The sequence below is a fragment of the Pelomonas sp. SE-A7 genome (assembly GCF_030345705.1).
Taxonomy (GTDB): Bacteria; Pseudomonadota; Gammaproteobacteria; order Burkholderiales; family Burkholderiaceae_C; genus JAUASW01.
On the sequence record NZ_JAUASW010000001.1, the window covers coordinates 1,390,865 to 1,416,845 of the forward strand.

Here is a 25,981-nt window from a genome sequence, read left to right on the forward strand (position 1 = left end):
CGCGTCCGACGAGGCGCATGGATACGAACGAGGGAACGAGGACATGTGGATCTCCGAATACTGGTACGAGAAGCTACCGGCGCTTTACTTCGCCTGGGCCCTGCTCACGCTGAGCCTGCTGGGCCGTGAAAGGCCCGCCCAGATGAGCGCCTTCCTGCTGGTCGCCGCCGCGCTGCTGGTGCGGTCCTGGCGGCGCAACCACCGCAGCTGGACAACGCAGGCATGAAAGCAATCGTGAATCCAAGCCTGATGCACTATGTCGGGGCGTCCGCGTTCGCCCTCTGCGCCCTGCAGCAGCGCGACTCGTCCACGGCCTTGATCTGGGGCAGCCTGGCTGCCGCCGACCTCGCGCTGGCGGTCCTGTTCAGCCGCCGGCAAAGCCGCGCCGAAGCCGCCGAGCAAGAGGCCGCAACCCGGGCCATGATCGCCGGCTGAATCCGGGCACCAGGCCAGGCCTGGGCCCGCTCGCCAGGCGGGCCCGGGCCTGCCTATACTCGCGCCGCCACGGCAACAGGAGTCCGCGATGAAGTCCTGGATCAAGCGCAGTCTGATGGCCCTGGCCGGCCTGGTTCTCGCCGTGGCAGCGGTGGCTGCCTACGGTTTCTGGAACAGCGAGCGGCTGATGAACCGCCGGATCGAGATCCCGCCCTACAAGCTGGCCGATTCGACCGACCTGGACCGCGGCCGCTACCTGTTCGAGACCCGCGGCTGTGCCGAGTGCCACGGCGCCAACGGCGGGGGCAAGGCCTTCGTCGACACCCCGGAGATGCGGGTCAAGGGCCCCGACATCAGTGCCGGCGGCGCGGTCAAGGCCTATGCCAACGAGGACTGGGACCGCATCCTGCGCCACGGTGTCAAGCCCGATGGCCGGCCGGCCTTCATCATGCCCAGCGAGGACTACAACCGGCTCACCGACGCCGACCTCGCCGCCCTGGTGGCCTACATCAAGTCGCTGCCCGCGGCCGGCGGCAGCGGCCTGGAGGCCAGGCTGCCGCCACCGGTGCGCATCTTCTACGGCCTGGGCCTGATCAAGGACGCCGCGGCCAAGATCGACCACGCCCTGCCACCGCAGAAGCCCGTGCCCGAAGGCCTGACGGTCGAGCATGGCGCCTACATCGCCGCCACCTGCATGGGCTGCCACGGCGAGCATTACTCGGGCGGCAAGGTGCCGGGCGGCCCGCCCGACTGGCCGGCCGCGGCCAATCTGACGCCGGGCGAAGGCAGCGCCATGGTGCGCTATCCCGATGCCGCCCGCTTCATCGCCATGATGCGCAGCGGCCAGCGGCCGGATGGGACCAAGATCCTCGTCATGCCCTTCGAGTCCTTCGGTAAGCTCAACGACCAGGACCTGGGCGCGCTGCGGCTCTACCTGGCTTCGTTGCCACCGCGGCCCGCCGGCCAGCGCTGACGCACAAGCGACTCGCCCGCCCGCACATGCCGGCCACAATGGCCGGCATCTTTGTTTTCAGACGCGAGCCAACGCCATGAGCCAAGCACCGATACGCGCCTGGGCCGCCTCGGCCAAGGACCAGCCGCTGCAGCGCTTCGACTATGAGCCTGGGCCGCTGGCCGACGAGGAGGTGGAGATCCGCGTCGAGCATTGCGGCATCTGCCATTCGGACCTGGCGATGATCGAGAGCGAATGGTTCCCGTCGAGCTATCCGGTCGTGCCCGGCCACGAGGTGGTGGGCGTGATCACCGCCGTCGGCCCGCATGCCAAGGGCCGGCAGATCGGCCAGCGCGTGGGCATAGGCTGGCACACCGGCAGCTGCAGCCACTGCAGCTTCTGCCTGGGCGGCGAGCAAAACCTCTGCGCCCAGCGCCAGCCGACCATAGTCGGCCGCCACGGCGGCTTTGCGGATCGGCTGCGCGCGCATTGGAGCTGGGCCGTGCCGATTCCCGAGTCGCTGGACCCGGCCGCGGCCGGCCCGCTGATGTGCGGCGGCGGCACGGTCTTCCTGCCCTTAGTGCTGAATTCCATCAAGCCGACCGACCGCGTCGGCGTGGTCGGCATTGGCGGCCTGGGCCACCTAGCGGTCAAGTTCGCGCGAGCCTGGGGCTGCGAGGTCACGGCCTTCACGTCCTCGCCATCCAAGCGCGACGAGGCGCTGCAATTGGGTGCGCACAAGACCGTGTCCAGTGTGGACAAGGCGGAGCTGAAGGCCGCGGCCGGCTCGCTGGACTTTCTGCTGGTCACTGTCGGCGCCAGCCTGGACTGGGATGCGCTGATCGCCACGCTGGCGCCCAAGGGCCGCATCCACCTGGTCGGCGTGGTGACCGACAAGCTGCAGCTGCGCAGCGGCGCCCTGCTCTCCTGGCAGCGCGGCCTGTCGGCCTCGCCCACGCCCTCACCGCGCATGCTGGCGACGATGCTGGAGTTCGCGGCCCGTCACCAGATCCTGCCCCAGGTCGAGCGCTTTCCCATGAGCCAGGTCAACCAGGCCCTGGACCATCTGCGTGCCGGCAAGGCGCGCTACCGCATCGTGCTCGACGCGGACTTCTAAGCCAATGCTCAGCGGAGCTTGAACACCCCGACCAGGCCGCCCAGGCGCGCGGCCTGCTCGTTCAGGCTCATGGCCGCGGCCGTGCTCTGCTCCACCAGGGCGGCGTTCTGCTGGGTCACCTCGTCGAGCTGACCGACCGCCTGGCTGACTTGCGAAAGCCCGCTGCTCTGCTCGCGCGTGGCGGCCGAGATCTCGCCTATCAGGCCGCTGACGCGCTGCACCTGCTGGACCAGCGCCTCCATGGTCTGGCCGGCCTGCTGCACCTGCTGGCTGCCGCCCTCGACCTTCTCGACGTTCTCGGCGATCAGGCTCTTGATCTCGCGCGCCGCCTGGGCGCTTCGCTGGGCCAGCGAGCGCACCTCGGAGGCCACGACCGCGAAGCCGCGGCCCTGCTCGCCGGCGCGCGCCGCTTCCACGGCCGCGTTCAGCGCCAGGATATTGGTCTGGAAGGCGATGGAGTCGATCACCGAGGTGATGTCCGATATCTTGCGACTCTGGGCGCAGATCGCGTCCATGGTCAGCACCACCTGCTGGACCACGGCGCCGCCCTCGGCCGCCACGCTGCTGGCCTGGTGGGCCAGCTTGCTGGCTTCGTCGGCCGAGTCGGCGTTGTGGCGCACGGTCGAGGCCAGTTGCTCCATCGAGGCGGCGGTCTCTTGCAGGCTGCTGGCCTGCTGCTCGGTGCGGTTGGACAGGTCCTGGTTGCCCGCGGCAATCTCGCCGGTGGCGGTGCTGATCGACTGGGCGCTCAGGTTCACGTCGCTGACCAGGGCCCGCAGCGAATCGCGGGTACGCGCCAGGGCCGACATCATGCTGTGGCTGTCGCCCTGGGCCACCGGCACCTCGGCCAGCAGGTCGCCCTCGGCGACCCGCTCGAGCACGTCGCGGGCCAGAGCCGGGTCGCCGCCCAGTTCGCTACGCAGGGCGACGCGCAGATTCAGTTGCAGGAAGACGCAGACCACCAGGCACAGGGCCACCAGGCCCAGGGTCCACCAGCGGGCCTTGGCCATGGCGGCGCCCGCTTCCACGCGGGCCGCTTCCTTGTCGGCCGCGCTGCTCTTCTTCAGCTCGATCAGCTCGCCGCGCAGTTCGCGCCAGGCCGGTGTCTCCTGCTTGGTGATCAGCTGGATCGCGGCCGCCGCATCCTGCGGTGCCAGCGTCACGACCTCCGCCTGCACCTGGGCCAGCTTGCGGCGCATCTCGGCCATGCTCGCGAGCTTCTTCTTGTGCTCGTCGCCGGCTGCGGCGGCCGCGCCCTGGGCCGCCTTGTCATAGGCCTTGGCGGCGTTCTCCAGGTTCTCGTAGCCCTTCTTGTTGGCCGGATCCAGCGCGATGTTGCGCAGCGCCTGGCCCATCTGCAGGCCCTGGGCATACATCTCGGCCACCTCGCTGGCCAGCGCATCCTGGCGGCTGAAGTAGTCGGCCAGGCGGCTCTCCAGGCCGGAGGTGCCCAGCGCCACGGCCGCCCCCAGCACCACGACCAGGGCGGCCGGCACCAGCTGCGACACCATCACTCTTTGCATGAAGCCCATCGTCGTCTCCCCTATGAAAGGCGCCGACATGCTAGTCAGCGGCCGCCGGCGGGTCACGGAACTTTTTTGCAGTCAGCGCCAGCCTGCGATGGCCTCGGGAACGAGGCGTTCGCCTAACGCCCCGCCGGGCGCTGGCCACCCAGGGTGCGCCAGAGCTTCTGCACCAGCTCCGGATGGGCGGACTGGAAGTCCTTGCTGACGATCAGGTAGAAGTTCAGCGTGTTGAATGGATTCTCCAGCGCCTCCAGCTGCTTGGCGTACTGCCGCGAAAGCAGCTGGCGCCCCTGCTCTTCCTGCATCACGGCCAGCGCGATGCGGCCACGCTCCAACTTGGCGAACAGCTGGTCGGCCGAGGTGGCCTTGTCGTCGATGATCACGCCGAGCTGGTCCAGCGGCACGCCATAGGCATAGCCGAACTGCACACCCACCGGCTCGTCGCCGACCTGCTGGAACCGGCGGCCGTCCCAGCCGGCCTTGCTGCCCTGGCGCCTGTAGACCAGGAAGCGCACCGAGCCCAGGCCGCGCTCGGCATCGGGCTGCTTGTCGCCCAGCATCGGATAAGCCATCCAGGCCAGGCGCTCGACGGCAAAGATGCCTATCAGCGCATCGGCATTGCCGGTCCGCGTGTCCTGCAGGCAGCGGGCGCGCGGCGCCACGCGGTTGTCTATGTCCAGCCCCAGCTCCTTGGCCGCCGCACGCACGGCCTGCTGGAACTGGCCATTGCCGTCCGGCATGGTGTAGGGGAAGAACGAGCTGTCCGAGGTGCACAGCCTCAGCGTTACGGCCTGGGCCGTCGTCCCCAGTCCTGCCATCAGCAAGGCGGCGAGCCAGTGCTTGACCATCGTGTCGAGCCTCCCTGCGGCGAGTCTATGGGGCGGTGGCAGTTCGTTGATGCAAGACCCGCTGCGGATAGGGGATCTCGACCCCCAATTCGGCCAGCGTCTTGAGCACCGTCAGGTTGACATCGGAACGCACGCCACCCTGGCCGTTCTGCGGATCCGAGATCCAGAAACTCACGGTCAGCTCCAGGCCGTCGGCCGCGAAGCTGCTGAGCTGCACGGCCGGTGCCGGGCTGGCCAGCACCCGCTCCACACCGCCCACGGCTTCGGCCAGCTTCGCCATCACCTGCTCCACGTCGCAGCCATAGGCCACCTGCACCAGCGTGGTCAGCAGCACCTGCGGGTCGGCCAGCGAGCTGTTCTCGACCCGCGTGGTGATCAGGGTCTCGTTGGGAATGATGGCCTCGCGGCCGTTGAGCGCGCGTATCACGGTGTAGCGGGTCTTGATGTCGCTGATGCGGCCTTCGAAGCCGTCGACCTTGACCATGTCGCCTATCCGCAGCGAGCGCTCGGCCAAGATGACGAAGCCGCTCACATAGTTGGCCGCCAGCTTCTGCAGGCCGAAGCCTATGCCCACGCCCAACGCACCGCCCAGCACGCCCAGGGCCGTGATGTCTATGCCGGCCGCGCTCAGCGCCAGCAGTAGGCCCACCAGCAGCAGCACGGCCCGGGTCAGGTTGACCGCGATCTTGCGCAGCGACAGGTCGGTGGTCACGTTGCGCAACAGCCTGGCCTCGATGATGGACGAGATCCACAGCGAGATCACCAGCACCACGGCCGCGGTCAGCCCGCCTTCCAGCATGCTGCGCAGGCTCAGGGCCTTGCCACCGACCTTCCAGCTGATGTCCTCCAGTTCCTGCATCAGCGCCGGCCACAGGCCGGTGATCCAGAGCACCGAACCCAGCCAGGCCACCCAGGACACGAAGCGCTCCACCAGCTTCACCCAGTTGGACTCGGGCAAGGCCACGGTCAGCACACGCACGGTGAAGCGGATCGCCAGCAGCGAGATCAGGACCGGCACGGCCAGCTTGAACAGCGCCAGCGGCAGGCCCCAGTGCATCACCAGCCGGCGGGCACCCAGGGCCAGCAGCAGGGCCAGCAAGGGGAACAGCACGCCGTCCACCACATGACGGCCGAACAGCACCGACAAGGGCCGCTGCTGGCTGTCCATGCGGGACTTGCCCAGCCGCCAGACCAGCAACCAGGCCAGGGCCAGGGCGCCGAGCAAGAGGCCCAGTTCGGTCAGGGCGGCGGGTTTGAGCAGGGCCGCACCCAGGGCCTGCAGCTCATCGAAGCTGAGCGGTCGGTTCATCGGGAATCGAAGGAATCAAAGAAGAGGGAAATGATTTCAGATGCCGGCCAGCGTGCGCAGATGCACGCCCACGCTGCGGGCCAGCGCATCCAGCGCATAGCCGCCTTCCAGGCAGGACACGATGCGGCCCTGGGCATGGCGCTCGGCCAGCTGCATGATCCGCTGGGTCATCCATTCGTAGTCGGCCTCGACCAAGCCCAGCTGGCCCAGCTCGTCCTCGCGGTGGGCATCGAAGCCGGCCGAGATGAAGATCATCTCGGGCTTGAAGGCCTCCAGCGCCGGCATCCACTGGGCCTCGATCATCTCGCGCACCTCGCCACCGCGGGTGTAGGGCGGGACGGGCAGGTTGATCATGTTCTCGCCCTTGGGCACGGCGCCGCAGTAGGGATACAGCGGGTGCTGGAAGATCGAGACCATCAGCACCCGCTCGTCGCCGGCCAGGATGTCCTCGGTGCCATTGCCGTGGTGCACGTCGAAGTCGACCACGGCCACGCGCCTGAGGCCGCGCACGTCCAGCGCATGGCGGATCGCCACGGCCACGTTGTTGAAGAAGCAGAAGCCCATGGTCTGGTCGCGGGTCGCATGGTGGCCCGGCGGACGCACCGCGCAGAAGGCGTTCTCGGCCTTGCCGTCTATCACCAGGTCGGTCGCATGGACGGCAGCGCCGGCCGCGCGCAGGGCCGCTGCCCAGGTCTGCGGGCAGGCCACGGTATCGGGGTCCATGGCGCGCGATTCGCCGGTGGCGGCCAGCGCCTGCAAAGTCTCGCTCAGCTCGGCCACGTAGCGATGGGTATGGGCCAGCTCCAGGTCGCTGCCGCGCGCCTCGGGGGCATCATGGCGCTCCAGAGCCTGGTCCAGGCCGCTGGCCAGCAGCCAGTCTTCTATCGCGTCTAGACGTTGCGGGCATTCCGGATGGCCCGGCCCCATGTCGTGGCGGCGGCAGGCGGGATGGCTGATGTACGCAGTCGGCATGCAGGGCTGGTTTCGGTTAAGGTCGCCGCATGACGCTCAAAGAATCCCAAGCCCAGGCGGCCCGTCAACTCGGCGACTTGCAGCGGCAGATTAGCACGATCATCAAGGGCAAACCGGCCCAGATCCGCGACTGCATCGCCTGCCTGATCGCCGGTGGCCACCTGCTGATCGAGGACCTTCCCGGCGTCGGCAAGACCACCCTGGCCCATGCGCTGGCCGTGTCCATGGGGCTCAAGTTCTCGCGCCTGCAATTCACCGCCGACCTGATGCCTTCGGACCTGCTCGGCGTCTCAGTCTATGAGCGCGAACGAGCCGGTTTCGTCTTCCATCCCGGGCCGGTGTTCGCCCAGGTGCTGCTGGCCGACGAGATCAACCGCGCCGGCCCCAAGACCCAGAGCGCCCTGCTCGAGGCCATGGAAGAAAACCAGGTCAGCATCGATGGCCAGAGCCATGCCCTGCCCCAGCCCTTCTTCGTCATCGCCACGCAGAACCCCAGCGAGCAGCTCGGCACCTACCCGCTGCCGGAATCGCAGCTGGACCGCTTCCTGATGTGCATCTCGCTGGGCTATCCAGACGCGGCCTCCGAGCGCGAGCTGCTGATGGGCCAGGACAGCCGCGAGGCGATCCGCGAGCTGCAGCCGCTGATGACGCCGCAGGAGCTGATCGCCGCCCAGGCCGCGGTCAAGGCCATCCACGCCTCGCCGGCCCTGCTCGACTATCTGCAGGCCCTGATCGCCGCGACCCGCTCCGGCCAGTGGTTCAGCGAAGGCCTGAGCCCGCGCGCCGGACTGGGCGTGCTGCGGGCCGCGCGGGCGCGCGCCCTGCTGGACCAGCGCGACTACGTGGCGCCGGACGATGTGCAGGCCATATTGCCGCAGACCATCGCCCACCGGCTGCGGCCCCGCGCCGGGGCCGGCCGCGGCCCGGCCGAGCAGGTGCGCGCCATGATCGAGGCCGTGCCGATTCCCTGATCCCATGCTGAAGTACGTGCGCTCGCGCATAGACGCCTGGTGGGCCGCCCGCCACCAGCGGCGCGACACCCATGCCATGGGGCAGAACAACATCTACATCCTGCCCAGCCGGCCGGGCCTGGCCTTCTGCTTCACGCTGGGCGTGCTGCTGCTGGCCTCGATCAACGACCAGCTGAGCCTGGGCTACATGCTGACCTTTCTGCTGGCCGGCGCCGGCTTTGCGTCCATGCATGCCACGCACGGCAATCTGCGCGGCCTGCAGATGGACCTGCGCGAGCCGGCCCCGGGCTTTGCCGGCGGCGACCTGCAGCTGGAGCTGAGAGTGCACAACAGCGGCCGCGCGCGCTACGGCGTAGGCATCCGGGTGCAGGACGAGAACGGTGGCAAGGGCGAGACCGCCTGGTGCGACGTGCCGGCCCAAGGCCATGCCCTGGTCCATGTGCGCTGCCCGGCCACGCGGCGCGGTCTGCTCGAATTGCCGACGCTGGTGATTGAAACCCGCTTCCCGCTGGGCCTGTTCCGCGCCTGGAGCATCTGGCGGCCGGCCACCCGGGCCTGGGTCTATCCGCGGGCCGAGCAGCCGGCGGCGCCGTTCGCGGTCACGGCCCATGCGGCCGAGGCCGGCGAGCTCAGCGGCGGCGCCCTGCTGCCGGGCCAGGACTTCGAAGGCGTGCGCGCCTACCGCCGCGGCGACACGCTGCGCCAGGTGATCTGGAAGAAGGCCGCACTGGCGCTGGAGCAAGGCGGCCCGCTGTGGGTGCGCGAGACCCGCGCGCCGGCCAGCCAGCGGCTCTGGCTGGACATCGCCGACACCGCCGGCCGCGAATGGGAAGCCCGGCTCTCGCGCCTGACCGCCTGGGTGCTGGCGGCCGAGTCCCAAGGCCATCCCTATGGCCTGCGCGTTCCGGGTCAGGAACTGGACCCGGCCCAGGGACCTGAGCACCGGCGGGCCTGCCTCGAACTGTTGGCACTGGCCGAACCGGGACGGACCGCATGAGCCTGATCAGCGAGCGCCTGGCCCGGCTGCCGCGCGAGACGCGCGACACCTTGTTCCTGCTGCTGACCATCACCGCCACCGTGGCGCCGCACGCCGACCATCTGCCACTGTGGTGCAGCGCCCTCACCGCACTGATGCTGCTCTGGCGCGCCCAGCTGGCCTGGCGCGGCGCTTCGCTGCCGGGGCGCTGGCCCCTGGTCGGCCTGCTGGTGATCACCGCCGGGCTGACCTGGCTCAGCTACCGCAGCCTGCTGGGCCGCGAGCCGGGCATCACGCTGCTGACCCTGCTGATGGCGCTCAAGACGCTGGAACTGCGCGCGCGGCGCGATGCCTTCGTCGTGTTCTTCCTCGGTTTCTTCCTGGTCCTGACCTCCTTCCTCTATTCGCAGTCGCTGCTGACCGCGGTCTGGATGCTGCTGTGCGTCTGGGCCCTGCTCAGCGCCCTGGTGCTGGCCCAGATGCCCATAGGCCAGCCCTCGCTCTTGCTGGCCGCCAGGCAGGCCGCGCGCACCACCTTGCTCGGCCTGCCGCTGATGCTGGCCCTGTTCTTCCTTTTCCCGCGCATCGCGCCGCTGTGGGGCATACCCGCCGATGCGGTGGGCAAGACCGGCCTGTCCAACCGCCTGGACTTCGGCGCCATGAGCGAGATCGCCAACGACGACAGCATCGCGATGCGGCTGCGCTTCGAAGGCCCCGCTCCGCCCTCGTCGGCCCTGTATTTCCGCGGGCCGGTGCTGTCCGATTTCGACGGGCGCAGCTGGCGGCCCAGCAACCGCGTGTTCCCGCTGCGCGAGGCGGCACCGCGGGTCAGCGGCCGGGCTACCAGCGTGGAAGTGACGCTGGAGCCGCTGCGCATTCCGGTGCTGCCGCTGCTTGAGCTCGGCAGCGAGGCACCCAATGCCATCTGGACTCTCGACCAGCTGACACTACGGCGCGGCGTCGACCTGCAGTGGCTGGCCGACCGGCCGGTGACCGAGCGCTTGCGCTTCACGCACCAGGTCTGGCTGCAGCACGAGCATGGCCCGCTGAAAACCAGCGGCGCACTGAGCGAGTACGTGGTGCTGCCCCTCAACCGCAATCCGCGCTCCCTGGCCTGGGCCAGGCAGCTCAAGGCCAGCCTGGGCCCCGAGGCCACGGCGCAGGCGCGGGTCGATGCGGTGCTGAGCCATATCCGCACGAACGACTTCAACTACACGCTGGAGCCAGGGCGCTACGGAGAACTGACACCGCATCTGATCGACGAATTCTGGTTCGACCGCCGGCTCGGTTTCTGCGAGCACTTCGCTGCTGCCTTCGTCGTGATGCTGAGGGCCATGGACGTGCCGGCCCGCATCGTCACCGGCTTCCAGGGAGTGGACCCGGTGCCGCAGGACGGCTACCTGGTCGTCCGCAACAGCAACGCCCATGCCTGGGCCGAATACTGGTCCGAGCGCCGCGGCTGGGTGCGCGTGGACCCGACCGCCGCCGTGGCGCCCGAGCGCATCAGCGCTGGCCGCTCGCTTCAACCGGCGCCCGGCGCCATCGCCGGCGTGCTGGGCAGCATGAATCCGGCGCTGTGGCGCGGCCTGCGCGACGGCTGGGAAACGCTGAACAACCGCTGGCAGCAGCTAGTCCTGAACTATTCGCGCGGCCAGCAGTTCGACCTGCTCAAGAGCCTGGGCTGGCAGCAACCCGACTGGACCGCCCTGGGCCAGCTGATCGCCGGCCTGATCCTCACGGCGACACTGGTGCTATGGGGCTGGATGCGCTGGCAGGCCAGGCCGCGCGATGCATGGACCAGGCAGCGGCAGAGACTGGTCCGCGAGCTGCGTCAGGCCGGCATAGAGGCCAGCGAAACTCAGGGCCCGCGGCGCTGGGCTGAACTTCTGAGTGATCGCCACGGCGCTGCGGCTGCAGGTCTGGTCGAGCTGCTGCTGGGCCTCGAAGCCTCGCGCTATGCCGCGTCGGCAGCGCCCGCCAGCTGGACGGAGCGCAGGCTGTGGTGGCAGCGATTTGCAGCGGCCAGTCGCGAACTCAGGGCCGGTGCCCGCTGAGCCCCGGCTCGGCGGCAGCGGCGCCCCTCGCGCCTGCCCTTATGCTGGCGACAAATCCAATGCCCTCCCGATGACGAAGCTGTTGCGACTGCTCCCCCTGCTTGCCCTCCTGGCCCTGCCACCGACCGCCGCAGCGGCGGCCGCCAGGAAGCCCGCCAAACACACCGCCAAGGCGCCTCGCGACGCCGCACCCCGCCCGCTCGGCGACCGCGCCGCGATGCGCGCCTTTGCCGCCGATCTCGCGGCCCGCGAGGGTTTCGACGAATCACAGCTGCGCCAGCAGCTGGCCGCCGCCAAGGTGGTGCCTGCGGTTCAGCGGCTGATCATGCCGGCGCCGGTGGGCGTGGCCAAGGACTGGGGCGCCTACCGCAGCCGCTTCATCGAGGCGCGCCGGCTGCAGGCCGGCCTGGCCTTCTGGGCCGTACACGAAGCGGCCCTGGCCCGCGCCGAAGAGCGCTTCGGCGTGCCGGCCCAGGTCATCCTGGGCATCCTCGGCGTCGAGACCTTCTACGGCCGCATCATGGGCGGCTTCTCGGCCCTGGACGCCCTGGTCACGCTGAGCTTCGACTTCCCCAAGGGCCGCAGCGACCGCAGCCCCTTCTTCCGGCAGGAGCTGGCCGAGCTGCTGATCTTGGCCCGGCGCGAGGGCGTGGACCCGGCCGGGCTCAAGGGATCCTATGCCGGCGCGCTGGGCTTCGGCCAGTTCATGCCGGGCAGCTGGAACCGCTACGCCCTTGACTTCGACGGCGACGGCCAGATCGACCTGATCGGCCATCCGGTCGATGCCATAGGCTCGATCGCCAACTTCCTGGCCCAGCATGGCTGGCAGCGCGGCATGGCCACCGACTACACGCTGACCCTGCCGACCGAAACCAGCACCCGCGCGCGGCTGCTGGTGCCCGATATCCGACCCACGTTCAGCGCCGCGCAGATGGACGAGGCCGGCGTGCTGCTGTCCGAGGCCGGCCGCCTGCATGAAGGCCCGCTGGCGGTGATCGAGCTGCAGATGGGCGGCAAGTCAGCGCCGGTCTATCGCGCCGGCACCCAGAACTTCTATGTGCTGACCCGCTACAACCAGTCGGCCTACTACGCAATGGCCGTGATCGAGCTGGGACGCGAACTGCTGGCGATGCGGATGATGGGCGCGCCGCCAGCGCCTCAGCCACCTGCCTCCGCCGCCTCGGGCCCGACGGCCTCGCCCTGAAGCGGTGCGAGCCGCACCGCGTCATGCCAGTAGCGCCGCGCCAGATCGCGCTGGCAGTGGGGTCTGACCTCTTCGCTGCGCCATAGAACAGCCCCGCAGGCCGGCGACGCCAGGGCCTCGGCACCCGCCGCCTGGTAGCGCGCCAGCACCTCCAGGGCCGGATGGCCGAAACGGTTGCGGTCGCCGGCCTGGATCAGCACGAAGCGCGGCTGCACCGCCGAGATGAAAGCGGTGGTGGACGAGCTCTTGCTGCCGTGGTGAGGGGCCAGCAGGACGGTGGTGGGCTGCAACTCGCCTGCAGCGAGCAAGGCCTGCTCCTGGGCCGCCTCGATATCGCCGGTCAGCAGCGCGCTGCGACCCGAGGCATCGACCACCCGCAGCACGCAGGAGAGCGCATTGCTTTTGGCGCCACCGCGATAGTCGGCAGCCTGCGGATGCAGGACCTCGAAGCTCACGCCATCCCACTGCCAGCGCTGGCCGGCCAGGCAGCGGATCGCCGCCTGGTCTTGCAACAGCGGATGGCCATCCTCCAGCGACGAGCGCAGGCGGCGCGCCGGCAGGCCGGCCAGCACCGAAGCGGCGCCACCCACATGGTCGGTATCCCTATGGCTCAGCAGCAGTTCGTCGAGGCGGGCTTCGCCCAGGCCGCGCAGCAGCGGCAGCAGCACGCGCTGGCCGGCGTCGCTGTCCGGCCCCCATTGCGGGCCGCTGTCGAACAGCAGGGCATGCCGCTCGGTGCGTATCAGCACGGCCATGCCCTGCCCCACATCGGGCGCCAGCAGCTCGAAGCTTCCACGCAGCGGGCGTGAGGCCGCCGGCCACAGCAGGGCCAGGGCCAGCGGCAATCCCAGCAGCCGCAGCCGCCAGGGCAAGGGCAGGACCAGCAAGCCACCGCCGACCAGCCCCAGGGCCTGCGCCCACAGCGGCGCCACCGGCAGCCACCAGACCGCCGCCGACCAGGCCTGCAGCCACTGCAGATAGGCGCGCAAACCCTGGCAGCACCAGGCCGCCAGCGGCCACAGGCCCGGCAGCAGGCTGCCCGCCAGGGCCAGCGGCGTGATCAACAGGCTGACCAGCGGAATCGCCAGCAGATTGGCCACCAGGCCCACGACCGAGAGCTGCTGGAAGAACAGCAGGCTCAGCGGCGCCAGACCGAGGGTCGCAATCCACTGGGCTCGGAGGCCCGCCCACAGATGCTGTCGCCAGCCCTGAGGCGAGGCCGAGCCGCCGGCCATCAAGAGTCCCACAGCAATGAAGGACAGCCAGAATCCGGCCTGCGCCACGGCCCAGGGGTCGACCACGGTTACCAACCAAGCCGCGGCGAGCAGCTGCAAGGGCCAGGGCCAGCGCAGGCCGGCGCTCTGCAAGGCCGCCAGCGAAGCCAGCATCCAGACCGTGCGCTGGGCCGGCACGCCCCAGCCGGCGAACAACGCATAGGCCAGCGCCACCGCCACGCCGGCCCAGCGTGCCGCCAGCGGCGCGGGCCAACGCAGGCAGGCCCGCGCACTGCGTCTCCACAGTCGCCCGACCAGGCCTTGCGCTGCCCAGGCCAGCATGGTGACGTGCATGCCCGAGATGGCGACCAGGTGCGCGACGCCGGTGTCGCGGTACAGGGCCCAGTCGCTGCGGCCAATGGCCTGCTGGTCACCCAAACTCAAGGCGCTGAGCAGCGCTGCATCGCCCGGCCCGCTGATGCGCTTCTGGATCGCCTCGCGCAGGTCTTGCCGCAGGCCATCGATCTGCGGCCAGGGCGAGGCCGCCAGCGGCTGCGGCGGTGCCGGCCGCAGCACGCCGGTGGCCCGAATGCCCTGCTCAAGCAGCCACAGCTCGTAGTCGCCGGCCAACGGGTTGATCAGCGCATGCGGACGCCGCAGTCGCACGAGCAGCTTCCAGCGCTGGCCGGCCCGCCAATTCGTCAGCGAGGCGCCGCCCTGCGCGTACTGGCTCAGCAGCAGCTCGCCGGGAATCACGTCAAGCAGACGGCCCGCTGCGTCCCAGGCCTGCTCAACGCCGAAGCGAAAGCGCCAGCCCGGCACGCCCGACTGCCCCTGCAGCGATTGCGGCAGCGACTTCACCTCTCCCTGCAGCCAGACGTCGCGCCCTTCCCAGGCCGGTGGCAGATGCTCGGCCAGCCGCTGCTCGGCCCGCCAACTTCCCCAGGCCATCGAGCCGACCAGTGCGAGCAGCAGCAGGCCCAGCCAATGCGGCCGGTGCCATTGCCGCCAGGCCAGCAGGCCGGTGGCGATGACCAGGCCGGCCAAGGCCGATTCGCCGGGCAGCCGGCCGCTGTGCTGCAGCAGGGCCAGGCCGGCCAGCCAGGCGAGCGCCGCCAGGCCCCAGGCCAGGGCCGATGTCCGCTGTCCCATGCCCCCATCCCCCTGTTTCCCCCGGTGTAGGATGCCGGCCAATTTCACGTGCCGGGGGCCGCCATGAGCAACACCAACAATGTCTACGCCAAGCTTGAAGAGCTGGGCATCACCCTGCCGCCGGTCGCCGTGCCGGTGGCCGCCTATGTGCCCTTCGTGCAGACCGGCAAGCTGGTCTTCCTCTCGGGCCACATCGCCAAGAAAGACGGCAAGCCCTGGGTCGGCCAGCTGGGTCGCGATACCGACACCGCCACCGGCCAGGCCGCGGCCCGCGCCATCGCCATCGACCTGATGGGCACGCTACATGCCGCCGTCGGCGATCTGAACAAGGTCAAGCGCATCGTCAAGCTGGTCAGCCTGGTCAACAGCAGCAGCGACTACACCGAGCACCACCTGGTGACCAATGGCGCCTCCGAGCTGATCGCCCAGGTCTTCGGTCCCCAGGTCGGCGCCCACGCGCGCGCCGCCTTCGGTGTGGCCCAGATCCCCATGGGCGCCTGCGTGGAGATCGAGATGGTGGCCGAGGTCGAGTAAGGCGATGCTGAACCTCAAGCCCGCCCGCGCCCTGGCGCTGATCTGCCTGCTCTCCTTTGCCGGTGTGGCCGCCGCCCTGGTGGCCCAGCATGGCTACAAGGTGCGCCCCTGCCCCTGGTGCGTGATGCAGCGGCTGATCTTCATCGTCATCGGCGTGGTGGCCGGCCTGGGCTGGATGGCGCAACGCTGGAAGCCCGCCCGCCTCGCCACGCTGGGCCTGGTCCTGGTGCTGGGCATCGCCGGCCTGGCCTCGGCCTGGTACCAGCATGACGTGGCCAGCCAGCTGGCGTCCTGCAACCTGACCTTGGCCGACCGCGTGATGACCGGCCTCGGCCTGAACGAGCTCTGGCCCAAGGTCTTCATGGTCACGGCCTCCTGCGCCGAGGCCGCGGCCTACCGGCTGCTGGGCCTGCCCTACGAGATCTGGAGCGGCGCCCTCTACCTGCTGCTGATGGCGCTGGCGGTTCTGGGCCTCAAGTCCGGCGACAAGCGCTGACCCGGATCAAGGCGCCGATCAGGCGGCCGCCCTAGTCTGGCGGCATGCCAGATACCCCCTCCGTCCTGATCATCGGCGCCGGCCCGGCCGGCCTTTCCATGGCCTGCGCTCTGGCCGACGCCGGCATTGCCAGCACCGTGCTGGACGGCGCTTCAGAAGCCGAGCTGGCGGATCCGGGAGAGGACGGCCGCGAGATCGCCCTGACCCACCGCGGCATCGCCATCCTGCAGGCGCTGCAGGCCTGGCCGGACCTGCCATCCGAAGCGATCTCGCCGCTGCGACAGGCCCGCGTCTTCAACGGCACGGCCCCGCAGTCGCTGCATTTCGGCAGTGGCAACGCCGACCGGCTCGGAGCCCTGGTGCCCAATCACTGGCTTCGCCGCATCGCCTGGCAGGGGGCGCAGCGGCGACCGCTGATCCAGCTGCGGCCCGGCACCCGTGTCGATGACCTGGGCCTGGGTCCCCAGGCCGCCCGCCTCTTGCTGCCCGGCGGCGAGACGCTGTGCACGCCGCTGCTGATCGCCGCCGACAGCCGCTTCTCGGCCAGCCGGCGCAGGGCCGGCATCGGCGCCGAGATGCGCGACTTCGGCCGCAGCGTGCTGCTTTGCCGTGTCGAGCATGAACGGCCGCACCAGGACCAGGCACTGGAATGCTTCCACCATGGCCACACCATGGCCTGGCTGCCGCTGGGCGGCTACTCGCCGACCCTGAGCTCCCTGGTGCTGACGCTGCCCACCGACCAGGCGCATGAGCAGCGGGCCTGGTCCGACCGGCATTGGCTGGGCTGGGTGCAGGAACACAGTCAGGACCGGTTCGGCCGCCTCAGGCTGGCGGGGCCTCGCCATCACTATCCGCTGGTCGCCACCTATGCCCACCGCTTCGTCGCCCGGCGCTTCGCCTTGATCGGTGATTCCGCCGTGGGCATGCATCCGGTCACGGCCCACGGCTACAACTTCGGCCTCTATGGCATCGAGACGCTGGCCGCGCTGTTGACCGGCAGCATCGACCCGGGCGATCCGGAGTTGCTGGCCCGCTATGCGGCCACGCATCGCCGTGCGACCTGGCCGATCTACCAGGGCACCAATGCCTTGGTGAAGCTGTTCACCGACGAGCGTCCGCCGGCCCGGCTGCTGCGCCAGGGCGTGATTGCCGTGGCTGACAGCTTGCCACCGCTGAAAGCCCTGATCACCGCCCAGCTGACCGGGCAGCTGCCGTCGCCTTTCAGCGCCCGCTGACTATGCCCTCGCGGCGCGGATCGGCGCCGCCCAGCAGCTTGTCGCCACGGCGCAGGATGGCCTGCAGGCCACTGGTCAGCTCGCTCTGTTGCACCTGGTGGCCACGCTCGCGCAGCAGCTGCTGCAGCTCGGCCGGCCAGCGCTCGCGCTCCAGGTAGAGCGGCCCGGTGTTCATGCTCAACACGTTCGGCAGATCTATCGCCTGCTGCGGCGTCAAGCCCCAGGCCAGCGTCGCCAACAGGGTCTTGGCGGTGAACGAGATGATGGCCGGGCCGCCGGGCGCGCCCAGGCTCATCAGCAGCTGGCCGCTCTTGGCGTCGAATACCAGGGTCGGGCTCATGCTGGAGCGCGGCCGCTTCAGCGGCGCGATGCGGTTGGCCACCGGCCGGCCTTCGCTGTCGGTGGGCCGCAGCGAAAAGTCGGTCATCTGGTTGTTCAGCAGAAAGCCGCCGGCCAGGCCCGTGCCGCCGTCGCTCAGGATGCGGGCGCCGAAGGCGGCCTCTATCGTGGTGGTCATGGCCACGCCGCGGCCCTCGGCATCGATGACGCTGATGTGGCTGGTGCCGTACTCGGGCTGATCGGCCTGCGGCGCGAGGGCCGTGACCGCCTCGCGCGGCGTGCCGGCCAGGGCCTGGCCCATGCTCTGCGGGCCGATCAGGGCGGCGCGGCGCTTCAGGTAGTCCTCGTCCAGCAGGCTGCTCCAGTCGCCGGCCGGCGCCGGCTGGAAGGCCGGGTCGGCGATGTAGAGCGCGCGGTCGGCGAAGGCCAGCTTGGAAGCCTCGACATAGCGGTGCAACCATTCGGCACTGGGCAGGCCGTTGGCCTGCAAGGGCTGGCGCGGCGCACTGGCGTAGTCCAGCAGCTTGAGCGTCTGGACCAGGGTCAGCTGGCCCGAGGATGGCGGCGGGAAGCCGCAGACCTTGTACTGCTCGCGCCAGCTGGCGCAGATCGCCTCGCGCTGCAGCGGCTGGTAGGCCTTGAGGTCGTTGGTCGTCAGCACGCCCTGGCGCGCCTGGACCCGCCGCACGATGTCCTCAGCGACGGTGCCCTCTTGCAGGACGGCTGCGCCGCGCTCGGCCACCTGGCGCAAGACGGCCGCCAGCGCCGGGTTCTTCAGCCGGTGGCCGACCGGCCAGGGCTTGCCTTGGTCATCGAAGAAATAACGCCTGGCCTGCTCGTCCTTGACCAGCAGCCGGTCCTGGGCCAGCAGTTTGTTCAGGCGCGGGCTGACCGCAAAACCCTGCTCGGCCAGCTCGATGGCCGGCTGCATCAACTTCGACCATGGCAAGCGGCCGCTCCTGGCATGGGCGGCCTGCAGCATGGCCAGCACGCCCGGCGTGGCCACCACGCGGCCCTCGCCGTCGGCCACGCCCATGGGCCGGCCGTCGGGCCGCAGCAGCATGTCGGGCCTGGCCGCGGCCGGCGCGGTCTCGCGGCCGTCCCAGGCCTGGACCTGCTTGCCGTCGAACAGCATCAGGAAGGCGCCACCGCCAATGCCGCTGCTCTGCGGCTCGACCAGGTTCAGCACCAGCTGCACCGCAATGGTCGCGTCGAGCGCATTGCCGCCCTCGCGCAGGATGCGTGCGCCGGCCTGGGCAGCCAGTGGATTGGCCGCGGCCACGGCCTCGCGCTGGTAGGTCCAGCCGGGCTTGGGCACCAGGCCGGTGTCGGCCTCGGGCAGGTTGGGGTCTTGTTGCTGGGCCCGCGCCAGGCCGACAAAGGCCAGGACGAGGCTGAGGATCAGGGCGCGGCGAAAGGCTGGATGCATGGCAGCCGCATCATAGGAACAGTCCGATGTCCTTCACGCTGTAGTTTGCGATCTGCGGCATCACCAGCGGCAGGTTGCTGGCGCTGACCCCCATCCAGCTGGCCAGCGTGGCGCCCAGCTGGTCCACCGAGGTGGTGGGCAGCAGGCGGCCCTGGCCCACGTCCTCCGGTCCGTTCAGCGCAATCGCCGGCAGCTGGCCAAAGAACTTGCCACCCTTGACCGCCCCGCCCATCACGAAATGGTGGCTGCCCCAGCCATGGTCGGAGCCGTCGCCGTTGCTGGTCATGGTGCGGCCGAAGTCGCTGGCGGTGAAGGCCGTGACCTGGTTGATCGCGCCGATCTCGACCATCGCATCGTGGAAGCTGCCCATGGCATTGGCGATGTTGGTCAGCAGGCCCGGATGCTGGTCGGGCAGGAAGTCGTGCAGGTCGAAGCCGCCCATGGACACGAAGAAGACTTGGCGCGAGGCGCCGAGGCTGGAGCGCGCCGCAATCAGCTTGGCCACCATCTGCAGCTGCAAGGCCAGGCTGTTGGCCGAGTCGAACGTGGTCTTCAGCGCCGGCAGTCCGGCCAGCGCCGTGCTGACTATGCTCTGCGCGTTGACCGAGCGGCTGACCACGCGGTTGAGCTCCTGCTCCATCCAGTGGCTGCGCTGGGCCGTGATCAGGCTGCGCAAGGCATCGGAGCAGGCCTGCGAGCCGAACAGGGTGCGCGTGATGCCGTTGATCGCCACCGCCCCGCTGGTCGAGAGCTGGTACTGCACCGCCTGCTGGCCGGCCATGAAGACCGCATTGCCCGAGACATTGATGCAGGTGAAGGTGGCATTGCCATTGCCGTTCAGGAACAGGTCGCCCAGGCGGCCGCCCCAGCCGGTGGTCGCTCCTTCCGGATTGGAGGCCTGCCAGACGCTTTGCTGGTCGTTGTGAGAGAACAGCTTGGGCGGCAGCGGCACGCTCTGCGCCTTGTATTGCGCCAGCGTGGTCGGCTGGACGAGGGTGCCCACGTTCAGCAGCACGCCCAGCTTGCCGGCGTCGAACAGGGTCTTGAGCGGACCCAGCTGCGGCGCCAGGGCCATCTGCCGGCTGTTGGGCAGGGCCACCGACGGGTTCAGCGCCAGCAGCTGGTCGCGCGGCGTGGCGATGGTCTGGCGGATGGTGGCGTAGCTGTTGTAGCTGGCCTGGTCGTAGGGAACGATGGTGTTGGCGTAGTCGTTGCCGCCATAGAAGAAGATGCAGACCAGGGCCTTGTAGTCATTCGGCGCGCCTTGCGCGGCGGCCTCGCCCAGGGCCGCCAGGTTCAGGGCCCAGGGCGCGGCCACGCCCGACAGGCCCAGGGCCGAGGCGCGCCGCAGGAATTCGCGGCGTTGCAGGGTCTTCAGCTTGGAGATGTTTGCCATGGCCGCCTCACTTCTGGATTTGATACTCGGGCGTGGCCATCACCATCAGGAGGGTGGCCAGCACGCGGTTGAGGCGACCGCTGTCGGTGGTCGCGGCGATGGTTCCCACGGCTGTCTTGATCGTGGTCAGCGTGGTGAGCGAGAGGCTGGAGGCGGCCAGCAGCAGTGCCCAGCGGTCCACCAGGGCCGAGGCATCGTTGGCCTGGGTCAGCTCGGCCGTGTAGCTGGGCTTGAGCTCGCCGACGCCGTTCTGTATCAGCGTCTGCATGTAGTTCAGGTAGCCGGCTACCGTGCTCTCGTTGCAGAGCTGGAACTCGGGCGCGGTCACGCCGTTCGTGCCCAGGGTCGAGTTGGGCGGCACATAGCCGGGCCGGAAGAAATTGAACACCGAGGGGCTGCGCAAGGGGCTCTGGCCCAGGCGCGAGGCCGGGTCCGAGAGATTGCCCACGTTCCACAGCTCGGTCGGCGAGCTCAGGCCCACGGTGCGCGCCCATTGCACGAAGCGCTGCACCGGCTCGCGCAGCTTGCCGCTGCCGTCGCCGGTGGGCGCGGTCCTGGCCTCGGTGTCCATCAGCACGGCCCTGAGCACGGCCTTGAGGTCGCCGCGCACGCCGCTGCCGTTGTTGTTGAACACCGTGGCCACGCGCTGCACATAGGCCGCACTGGGGTTGGAGCAGACGAAGCGCTGGATCAGCTGGCGACCGAAGAACGGGCCGACATTGGCATGGTTGAACAGCGTGTCCAGCGCGGTCTTCAGCGCCGTGGGGCCGTCGGCGGTGGACGGGATGTCCACGTCCAGCACCTTCTTGGCGCCGGTCGAGAAGCGGCTGGCGATATGGACCATGGGCCGCTTGGCATAGCCGGGGTCGTCGTTCAGCGGGTTGTCGAATTCCCAGCCGGTGAAGACGCGTGCCAGGTCGGTGATGTTGGTCTGGGTGTAGGTCTCCAGCGGCTTGCCGTTGCCGCCCAGCTTGGGCGTGCCGTCGATGTTCAGCTGCACCAGGCCAATGGTGAACAGCTGCATCACCTCGCGGGCGTAGTTCTCGTCCGGCACCCGGCCGCTGGCGGCGTCTTCCTTCTTGTTGCCGCGCATGTTCAGGTAGACGCCCATGGCCGGCGACAGCGTCACCGCGTCCAGCAGCTGGCGGAAGTTGCCGAAGGCATGCTGGTCCAGCCAGTCCACATAGGCTGCGGTGACGAAGCCGCGCCAGGACACCGGCAGGCCGTTCATCGAGACCACCATGATTTCCGACAGCGCCAGCACCATGCGCTGGCGCAGCTGGTCGGGCGAAGCGATCAGCTTGCGCCAGATGGTGTTGTCGGCACCGGCGAAGCTGCTGCGGTTGGCCTCGACCGCATAGCCCTTCTCCAGCATCCAGTCGTAGTGGCCCTGGGTGCGCGCCATCGCGAACTGGGCGTCGAGCCAGGCCGAATAGCCTTGGGCCTGCACCGTGGCGATGTCGGCCGTGCCGGCCGAGAAGCCGGCCTGGGCCAGGAAGCGCGAGGCCTCCGCGGCGGTCGGCTGGGCGGGGGGTGGCGGAGGAGGTGGTGGAGGCGGAGGGGGCGGGCTGGGCGTGGGGGTCGGACTGGGCGAGGGGCTGCTGCCCCCGCCTCCGCCACCACCGCAGGCGGTGAGCGCCGCGGCGCCCAGCAAGGCCGGCAACGGCGCGGGTGATAGCACCCGGGCCTGGGTTTCATCCACCGGCTCGTCGTTCAACAAGGACGGCACGGACTCGATCACGGGTGTCTCACTGCTGCTGCTCACGGGGCACCTCGGCTTTGACGACCTGAGGGCCAATGTAAAGCCGAGTTCGCTAAGCGATGCGGCCCGCCCGTAAAGAAATGCAAGAGCCCGTAAGGGATCGCAGCGGCATGAAAAAGGGCCGCGATTGCGGCCCTTCGAGACGGATGCGGCTGCCGATCAGATCAGCGGCACGCCCGTCTTGCTCTGGATGAAGTCGCGGCTCACGCCCTCGGCCAGCTCGACCAGCTTGAGGCCGGCCGGCGTCACATCCATCACGCCCAGGTCGGTGATGATGCGGTTGACCACGCCCTGTCCGGTCAGCGGCAGCGTGCATTGGGCCAGGATCTTCATGTCCTCGCTGCCGTCCTTCTTCTTGGCCACGTGCTCCATCAGCACGATCACGCGCTTGACGCCGGCCACCAGGTCCATGGCACCGCCCATGCCCTTGACCATCTTGCCGGGGATCATCCAGTTGGCCAGGTCACCCTGGGCCGTGACCTGCATGGCACCGAGGATGGACAGGTTGATCTTGCCGCCGCGGATCATGGCGAACGAATCATGGCTGCCGAAGATCGACGAGCCGGCGATGGTGGTCACGGTCTGCTTGCCGGCATTGATCAGGTCGGCATCGACCTCGTCCTCGGTCGGGAACGGGCCAATGCCCAGCATGCCGTTCTCGCTCTGCAGCCAGACTTCCTTGTCGGCCGGCACATGGTTGGCCACCAGGGTCGGGATGCCGATGCCGAGATTGACGTAGAAGCCGTCCTCGAGTTCCTGCGCGGCGCGGGCCGCCATCTGGTCTTGGGTCCATGCCATGGTCAGCTCCCCTTCTTCTCGGTGATGGTGCGCTTCTCGATGCGCTTCTCGGGATTCGGGTTGTGCACGATGCGGTGCACATAGATGCCCGGCAGGTGGATCGCGTCCGGGTCCAGCGTGCCGGTCTCGACGATCTGCTCCACCTCGACCACGGTGATCTTGCCGGCCATGGCGGCGGCCGGGTTGAAGTTGCGCGCGGTGCGGCGGAACACCAGGTTGCCGCTCTTGTCGGCGATGTGGGCCTTGACCAGCGAGACCTCGGGGTTCAGGGCCCGTTCCATCACATAGGTGGAGCCGTCGAACTCGCGCAGCTCCTTGCCCTCGGCCACGATGGTGCCGACGCCGGTGCGGGTGAAGAAGGCGGGGATGCCGGCGCCACCGGCGCGCAGCTTCTCGGCCAGCGTGCCCTGGGGCGTGAATTCCAGCTCCAGCTCGCCGGCCAGGTACTGGCGCTCGAACTCCTTGTTCTCGCCCACGTAGCTGGAGATCATCTTCTTGATCTGGCGGGTCTCCAGCAGCTGGCCGAGGCCGAAGCCGTCGACGCCGGCGTTGTTGGAGATCACGGTCAGGTTCTTGACGCCGCTGTCGCGCAACGCGGCGATCAGGGCTTCGGGGATGCCGCAGAGGCCGAAGCCGCCGACGGCCATCAGCTGGCCGTCGCTGACTATGCCTTCGAGGGCGGCCGCGGCGCTCGGATAGAGCTTGTTCATGGGCGGGGTCTCCAGGACTCGAGCGCAGGGGCTCGGGGGGATTGGCGAAACGGCGGCAAGCGTACTACGCAGGGCCGGCCGCGGTCGTTACGTAAATTCGCCTACGGCGGCTAAAGTCGGGCATCCCGGCCGCCCCTACGCTCTGCCAAATAGGCCCTGCCCAGATGCGCCTGTCGTCCGCCTGTGCCGTACTTTTCAGCCTGAGCCTGGCCTGCGGCGCCGCCGCCCGCGCCCAGGCCTTGCCGGAGGGCTTGCAGGTCGAGGGCTTCGCCACGCTGGGCGCCTACCGGGTCGACGACCGCGAGGCCGGCTTTCGGGCCGACCAGCGGGTGCCCGTCGCCGGCACCGGCGGACGCTGGCGCGGCGACGGCGACAGCCAGTTCGGCCTGCAGATGCAGGCGGCCCTGGGCGCGGAGACCCGCCTGGTCTGGCAGCTGCAAGCCAAGGACGACCCGGCCAGCCGCTGGCGGCCGCGCAGCGAATGGCTGTACCTGGGCTGGGACTTCGACGCCAGCAGCAGCTTCAAGCTGGGCCGGGTGCAGGCGCCGGTGTTCCTGCTGTCCGAGACCCGGCCGGTCGGCTTTGCCCAGCTCAATGCCCGGCCCTTCGACACCATCTACCAGCTCAACCCGACCACCCACCTGGACGGCGCCAGCCTGAGCTGGACCCGCGAGCTGGGCACCGACGACCGCCTGGAGCTGAGCCTGGCCGCGGGCCGCTCCTTCCTGCCGCTGGCCATAGGCTCGCTGGACATACGCCGGATCGCGGCCCTGTCCCTGGCCTGGCGCCGCGGCGACCTGCTGCTGCGCCTGGGGCATTCCGGCTACCGGGGCAGCCTCAACTACCCGAGCAACGAAGCCCTGCTGCAGCAGGTCATGAGCGGCAGCACGGCCTGCCTCAATTGCGCCACCGTGCTGGCCGAGCGCGCTCCCTTCAAGCAGCTGGACCTGAAGCTGAGCAGCCTTTCGATGCAATGGGAGCCGGCCAGCGGCCTGCGCTTGCAGGCCGAGCTGGCCTTGCGCCACGGCAACACGGTCCATGTACCCGACGTCCGCGGCTGGTACCTGCTGGCCGGCTGGCGCCGCGGCGTGCTGACCCCCTATGCCGGCCTGGGCGAGCTGCGCTTCCGCGAGCCGCCGCTGGGCCTGCAGACCGCCCCCGGTGCGCCGGCCGCCGCCGCCCTGTTCAACAGCACGCTGGACCTGTTCCTGCAGGCCCCGCATGACCGCCGGGCGCTGCAGGCCGGCCTGCGCTGGGATCTGGCCGACAAGCTGGCCCTCAAGCTGCAGTGGGAGCGCCAGCAGCACACGCGCAACCACGAGATAGGCAGCAACGGCGGTTCCATCCGCTACCCGCTGGCGCCGCCGCTGGGACCAGGCTCGCACTGGGACGGAAGGCTGCAGGTGCTGACCGTCAACCTGGACCTGGTGTTCTGAGGACGCAAGCCCATGCGCCCCGCCCTGCTCGCCCTGCTGTCCATGCTGCTCACGCTGCCGCTGCGCGAGGCCTGGGCGCAGGGCCGCGAGCCCATCCGCTACGCGGTCTCGACCGCCTGGTCCATGCCCTATGGCGAGCTGCGCGACGGCGTGCTGGTCCAGGGCATCAACCAGCGCCTGGGCTTGGCCCTGGCCGCCGCCACCCACCGGCCGCTGCAGCCGGTGATGCTGCCGCGGCCCCGGCTCGAAGCCGCGGCCCAGGCCGGTGAATACGACCTGCGCTGCCATGTGCAGCCCGAGTGGACCCGCACGCCGCAGAGCTACCAGTGGAGCGTGCCGCTGTTCGAGCTGACCGATGTGCTGGTCGGCCGGCCCGGTATCGCCGCGCCTGCGGGACTGGAAGACTTGCAGGCCGGCGCGACCGTGGCCACGGTCACCGGCTACCTGTATCCGCCCATGGAGGCCCGCTTCGCCGACGGCCGGCTCAGGCGCGACGACGGCTTCAGCGAGGACCGCAGCCTGCGCAAGCTGATGCTGGGCCGCAATGACTATGCCGTGGTCAATTCCCAGGACCTGGGCTGGTTCCTCAAGCAGACGCCGGAGGCCCGGCTCGCTCCCTGGCGGCTGCCGGTCCATCGCGGCAACTACCACTGCGCCGTGCCCCTGGGTGGCCGCATCCCGGCGGCCGAACTGCTCGAGGCCTTGCAGAAGCTGAGGTCCAGCGGCGAGATCGAGCGCATCCTGGCCCAGTACCGCCAGCCCCAGTGGGTGCTGGTGGTGGCGGCGACCAGCCCGATCCAGTCGCTGGATGGCGATCGGGCCCGCGAGCTGTTCACCGGCCAGACCCGCCAGACGGCCGATGGCCAGGCGGTCGCCCAGCTGCTGCTGCCCTCGGGCAGCGGCCGCGACGACTTCGTCCAGCGCTATCTGGGTCTGGACCTGGCGCAGTGGCAGCAGCAGTGGTCGCGCCTGGTGTTCAGCGGCCGCGCCAGGCCGCCGCTGGAGCTCTCGGACCTGGCCGCACTCAAGAACCGATTGCTGGCCCAGCCGCGTGCGCTGGGCGTGCTCGACCTGGCCGACGTGGACGAGCGGCTCAGGGTGCTGCACTGAAGAAGG

The 25,981-nt window shown here is 69.7% G+C and carries 23 protein-coding genes; 13 read left to right on the forward strand and 10 right to left on the reverse strand.

Annotated elements, in window-relative coordinates:
- The first annotated feature begins 43 nt into the window (after nt 1-43).
- From QT382_RS06215 to ahr, 4 genes are all read left to right on the forward strand, one after another.
- Nucleotides 44-226 carry a hypothetical protein gene (locus QT382_RS06215; protein WP_289253163.1) on the forward strand — a complete coding sequence of 61 codons (183 nt, stop codon included), beginning with the start codon at nt 44-46 and terminating at the stop codon, nt 224-226.
- Complete coding sequence (locus QT382_RS06220; protein WP_289253164.1) at nt 223-435, forward strand: hypothetical protein; 213 nt, start codon at nt 223-225, stop codon at nt 433-435. Before QT382_RS06215 ends, QT382_RS06220 begins: the two co-directional genes overlap by 4 nt.
- An 88-nt stretch (nt 436-523) precedes the next feature.
- Complete coding sequence (locus QT382_RS06225) at nt 524-1,408, forward strand: c-type cytochrome (RefSeq protein WP_289253165.1); 885 nt, start codon at nt 524-526, stop codon at nt 1,406-1,408.
- 76 nt (nt 1,409-1,484) lie between these two features.
- Nucleotides 1,485-2,504 carry an NADPH-dependent aldehyde reductase Ahr gene (gene ahr, locus QT382_RS06230; RefSeq protein ID WP_289253166.1) on the forward strand — a complete coding sequence of 340 codons (1,020 nt, stop codon included), beginning with the start codon at nt 1,485-1,487 and terminating at the stop codon, nt 2,502-2,504.
- Between the two features lie 8 nt (nt 2,505-2,512).
- On the opposite strand, the gene QT382_RS06235 is transcribed toward ahr, so the two are convergent.
- The 4 genes from QT382_RS06235 to QT382_RS06250 all read right to left on the reverse strand — a co-directional run bounded on the left by QT382_RS06235 (nt 2,513) and on the right by QT382_RS06250 (nt 7,159).
- Nucleotides 2,513-4,036: a methyl-accepting chemotaxis protein gene (locus QT382_RS06235; protein WP_289253167.1), complete on the reverse strand. Its 1,524-nt coding sequence runs from the start codon at nt 4,034-4,036 to the stop codon at nt 2,513-2,515.
- Nucleotides 4,037-4,149: 113 nt separating this feature from the next.
- Nucleotides 4,150-4,878: a substrate-binding periplasmic protein gene (locus QT382_RS06240; RefSeq protein WP_289253168.1), complete on the reverse strand. Its 729-nt coding sequence runs from the start codon at nt 4,876-4,878 to the stop codon at nt 4,150-4,152.
- A gap of 25 nt (nt 4,879-4,903) precedes the next feature.
- On the reverse strand, nt 4,904-6,187 hold the full coding sequence (locus QT382_RS06245) for a mechanosensitive ion channel family protein (protein ID WP_289253169.1): 1,284 nt from the start codon (nt 6,185-6,187) through the stop codon (nt 4,904-4,906).
- Nucleotides 6,188-6,223: 36 nt separating this feature from the next.
- Nucleotides 6,224-7,159: a histone deacetylase family protein gene (locus QT382_RS06250; protein ID WP_289253170.1), complete on the reverse strand. Its 936-nt coding sequence runs from the start codon at nt 7,157-7,159 to the stop codon at nt 6,224-6,226.
- A gap of 29 nt (nt 7,160-7,188) precedes the next feature.
- On the opposite strand from QT382_RS06250, the gene QT382_RS06255 reads away from it, so the two are divergent.
- The 4 genes from QT382_RS06255 (at nt 7,189) to mltB (ending at nt 12,364) form a co-directional block, all read left to right on the forward strand.
- Entirely contained in the window at nt 7,189-8,130 is a 942-nt protein-coding gene (locus QT382_RS06255) for an AAA family ATPase (RefSeq protein ID WP_289253171.1), read from the forward strand.
- 4 nt (nt 8,131-8,134) lie between these two features.
- Nucleotides 8,135-9,127: a DUF58 domain-containing protein gene (locus QT382_RS06260; protein WP_289253172.1), complete on the forward strand. Its 993-nt coding sequence runs from the start codon at nt 8,135-8,137 to the stop codon at nt 9,125-9,127.
- Complete coding sequence (locus QT382_RS06265; RefSeq protein WP_289253173.1) at nt 9,124-11,160, forward strand: transglutaminase TgpA family protein; 2,037 nt, start codon at nt 9,124-9,126, stop codon at nt 11,158-11,160. The genes QT382_RS06260 and QT382_RS06265 overlap by 4 nt, the downstream gene beginning before the upstream one ends.
- A 70-nt stretch (nt 11,161-11,230) precedes the next feature.
- On the forward strand, nt 11,231-12,364 hold the full coding sequence (gene mltB, locus QT382_RS06270) for a lytic murein transglycosylase B (RefSeq protein WP_289253174.1): 1,134 nt from the start codon (nt 11,231-11,233) through the stop codon (nt 12,362-12,364).
- Here mltB and QT382_RS06275 read toward each other — a convergent pair.
- Nucleotides 12,319-14,730 carry a DNA internalization-related competence protein ComEC/Rec2 gene (locus tag QT382_RS06275; RefSeq protein WP_289253175.1) on the reverse strand — a complete coding sequence of 804 codons (2,412 nt, stop codon included), beginning with the start codon at nt 14,728-14,730 and terminating at the stop codon, nt 12,319-12,321. The genes mltB and QT382_RS06275 overlap by 46 nt on opposite strands.
- Before the next feature lie 63 nt (nt 14,731-14,793).
- Here QT382_RS06275 and QT382_RS06280 point away from each other — a divergent pair, with 63 nt between their 5' ends.
- From QT382_RS06280 to ubiM, 3 genes are read left to right on the forward strand one after another with little or no spacing between them, the layout of a single operon-like run.
- Nucleotides 14,794-15,264: a RidA family protein gene (locus tag QT382_RS06280; protein ID WP_289253176.1), complete on the forward strand. Its 471-nt coding sequence runs from the start codon at nt 14,794-14,796 to the stop codon at nt 15,262-15,264.
- A gap of 4 nt (nt 15,265-15,268) precedes the next feature.
- Entirely contained in the window at nt 15,269-15,760 is a 492-nt protein-coding gene (locus QT382_RS06285; RefSeq protein WP_289253177.1) for a disulfide bond formation protein B, read from the forward strand.
- A 44-nt stretch (nt 15,761-15,804) separates the two neighbouring features.
- Nucleotides 15,805-16,995, forward strand: a complete 1,191-nt coding sequence (gene ubiM, locus QT382_RS06290) for a 5-demethoxyubiquinol-8 5-hydroxylase UbiM (RefSeq protein WP_289253178.1) — start codon at nt 15,805-15,807, stop codon at nt 16,993-16,995.
- Here ubiM and ggt read toward each other — a convergent pair.
- The 5 genes from ggt to QT382_RS06315 all read right to left on the reverse strand — a co-directional run bounded on the left by ggt (nt 16,982) and on the right by QT382_RS06315 (nt 23,429).
- Entirely contained in the window at nt 16,982-18,763 is a 1,782-nt protein-coding gene (gene ggt / locus QT382_RS06295) for a gamma-glutamyltransferase (RefSeq protein ID WP_289253179.1), read from the reverse strand. The genes ubiM and ggt overlap by 14 nt on opposite strands.
- 10 nt (nt 18,764-18,773) lie before the next feature.
- Entirely contained in the window at nt 18,774-20,159 is a 1,386-nt protein-coding gene (locus QT382_RS06300) for a DUF1501 domain-containing protein (RefSeq protein ID WP_289253180.1), read from the reverse strand.
- A gap of 7 nt (nt 20,160-20,166) precedes the next feature.
- The gene (locus tag QT382_RS06305) at nt 20,167-21,924 is read right to left on the reverse strand and encodes a DUF1800 domain-containing protein (RefSeq protein ID WP_289253181.1); all 1,758 of its coding nucleotides are present in this window, start codon (nt 21,922-21,924) and stop codon (nt 20,167-20,169) included.
- 156 nt (nt 21,925-22,080) lie between these two features.
- A complete protein-coding gene (locus tag QT382_RS06310; RefSeq protein WP_289253182.1) occupies nt 22,081-22,719 on the reverse strand; it encodes a 3-oxoacid CoA-transferase subunit B in 639 nt (212 codons plus the stop codon).
- Nucleotides 22,720-22,721: 2 nt separating this feature from the next.
- On the reverse strand, nt 22,722-23,429 hold the full coding sequence (locus tag QT382_RS06315) for a CoA transferase subunit A (protein ID WP_289253183.1): 708 nt from the start codon (nt 23,427-23,429) through the stop codon (nt 22,722-22,724).
- Nucleotides 23,430-23,593: 164 nt separating this feature from the next.
- Here QT382_RS06315 and QT382_RS06320 point away from each other — a divergent pair, with 164 nt between their 5' ends.
- The gene (locus tag QT382_RS06320) at nt 23,594-24,865 is read left to right on the forward strand and encodes a hypothetical protein (protein ID WP_289253184.1); all 1,272 of its coding nucleotides are present in this window, start codon (nt 23,594-23,596) and stop codon (nt 24,863-24,865) included.
- Between the two features lie 12 nt (nt 24,866-24,877).
- The gene (locus QT382_RS06325) at nt 24,878-25,975 is read left to right on the forward strand and encodes a substrate-binding periplasmic protein (RefSeq protein WP_289253185.1); all 1,098 of its coding nucleotides are present in this window, start codon (nt 24,878-24,880) and stop codon (nt 25,973-25,975) included.
- Nucleotides 25,976-25,981: the final 6 nt, after the last annotated feature.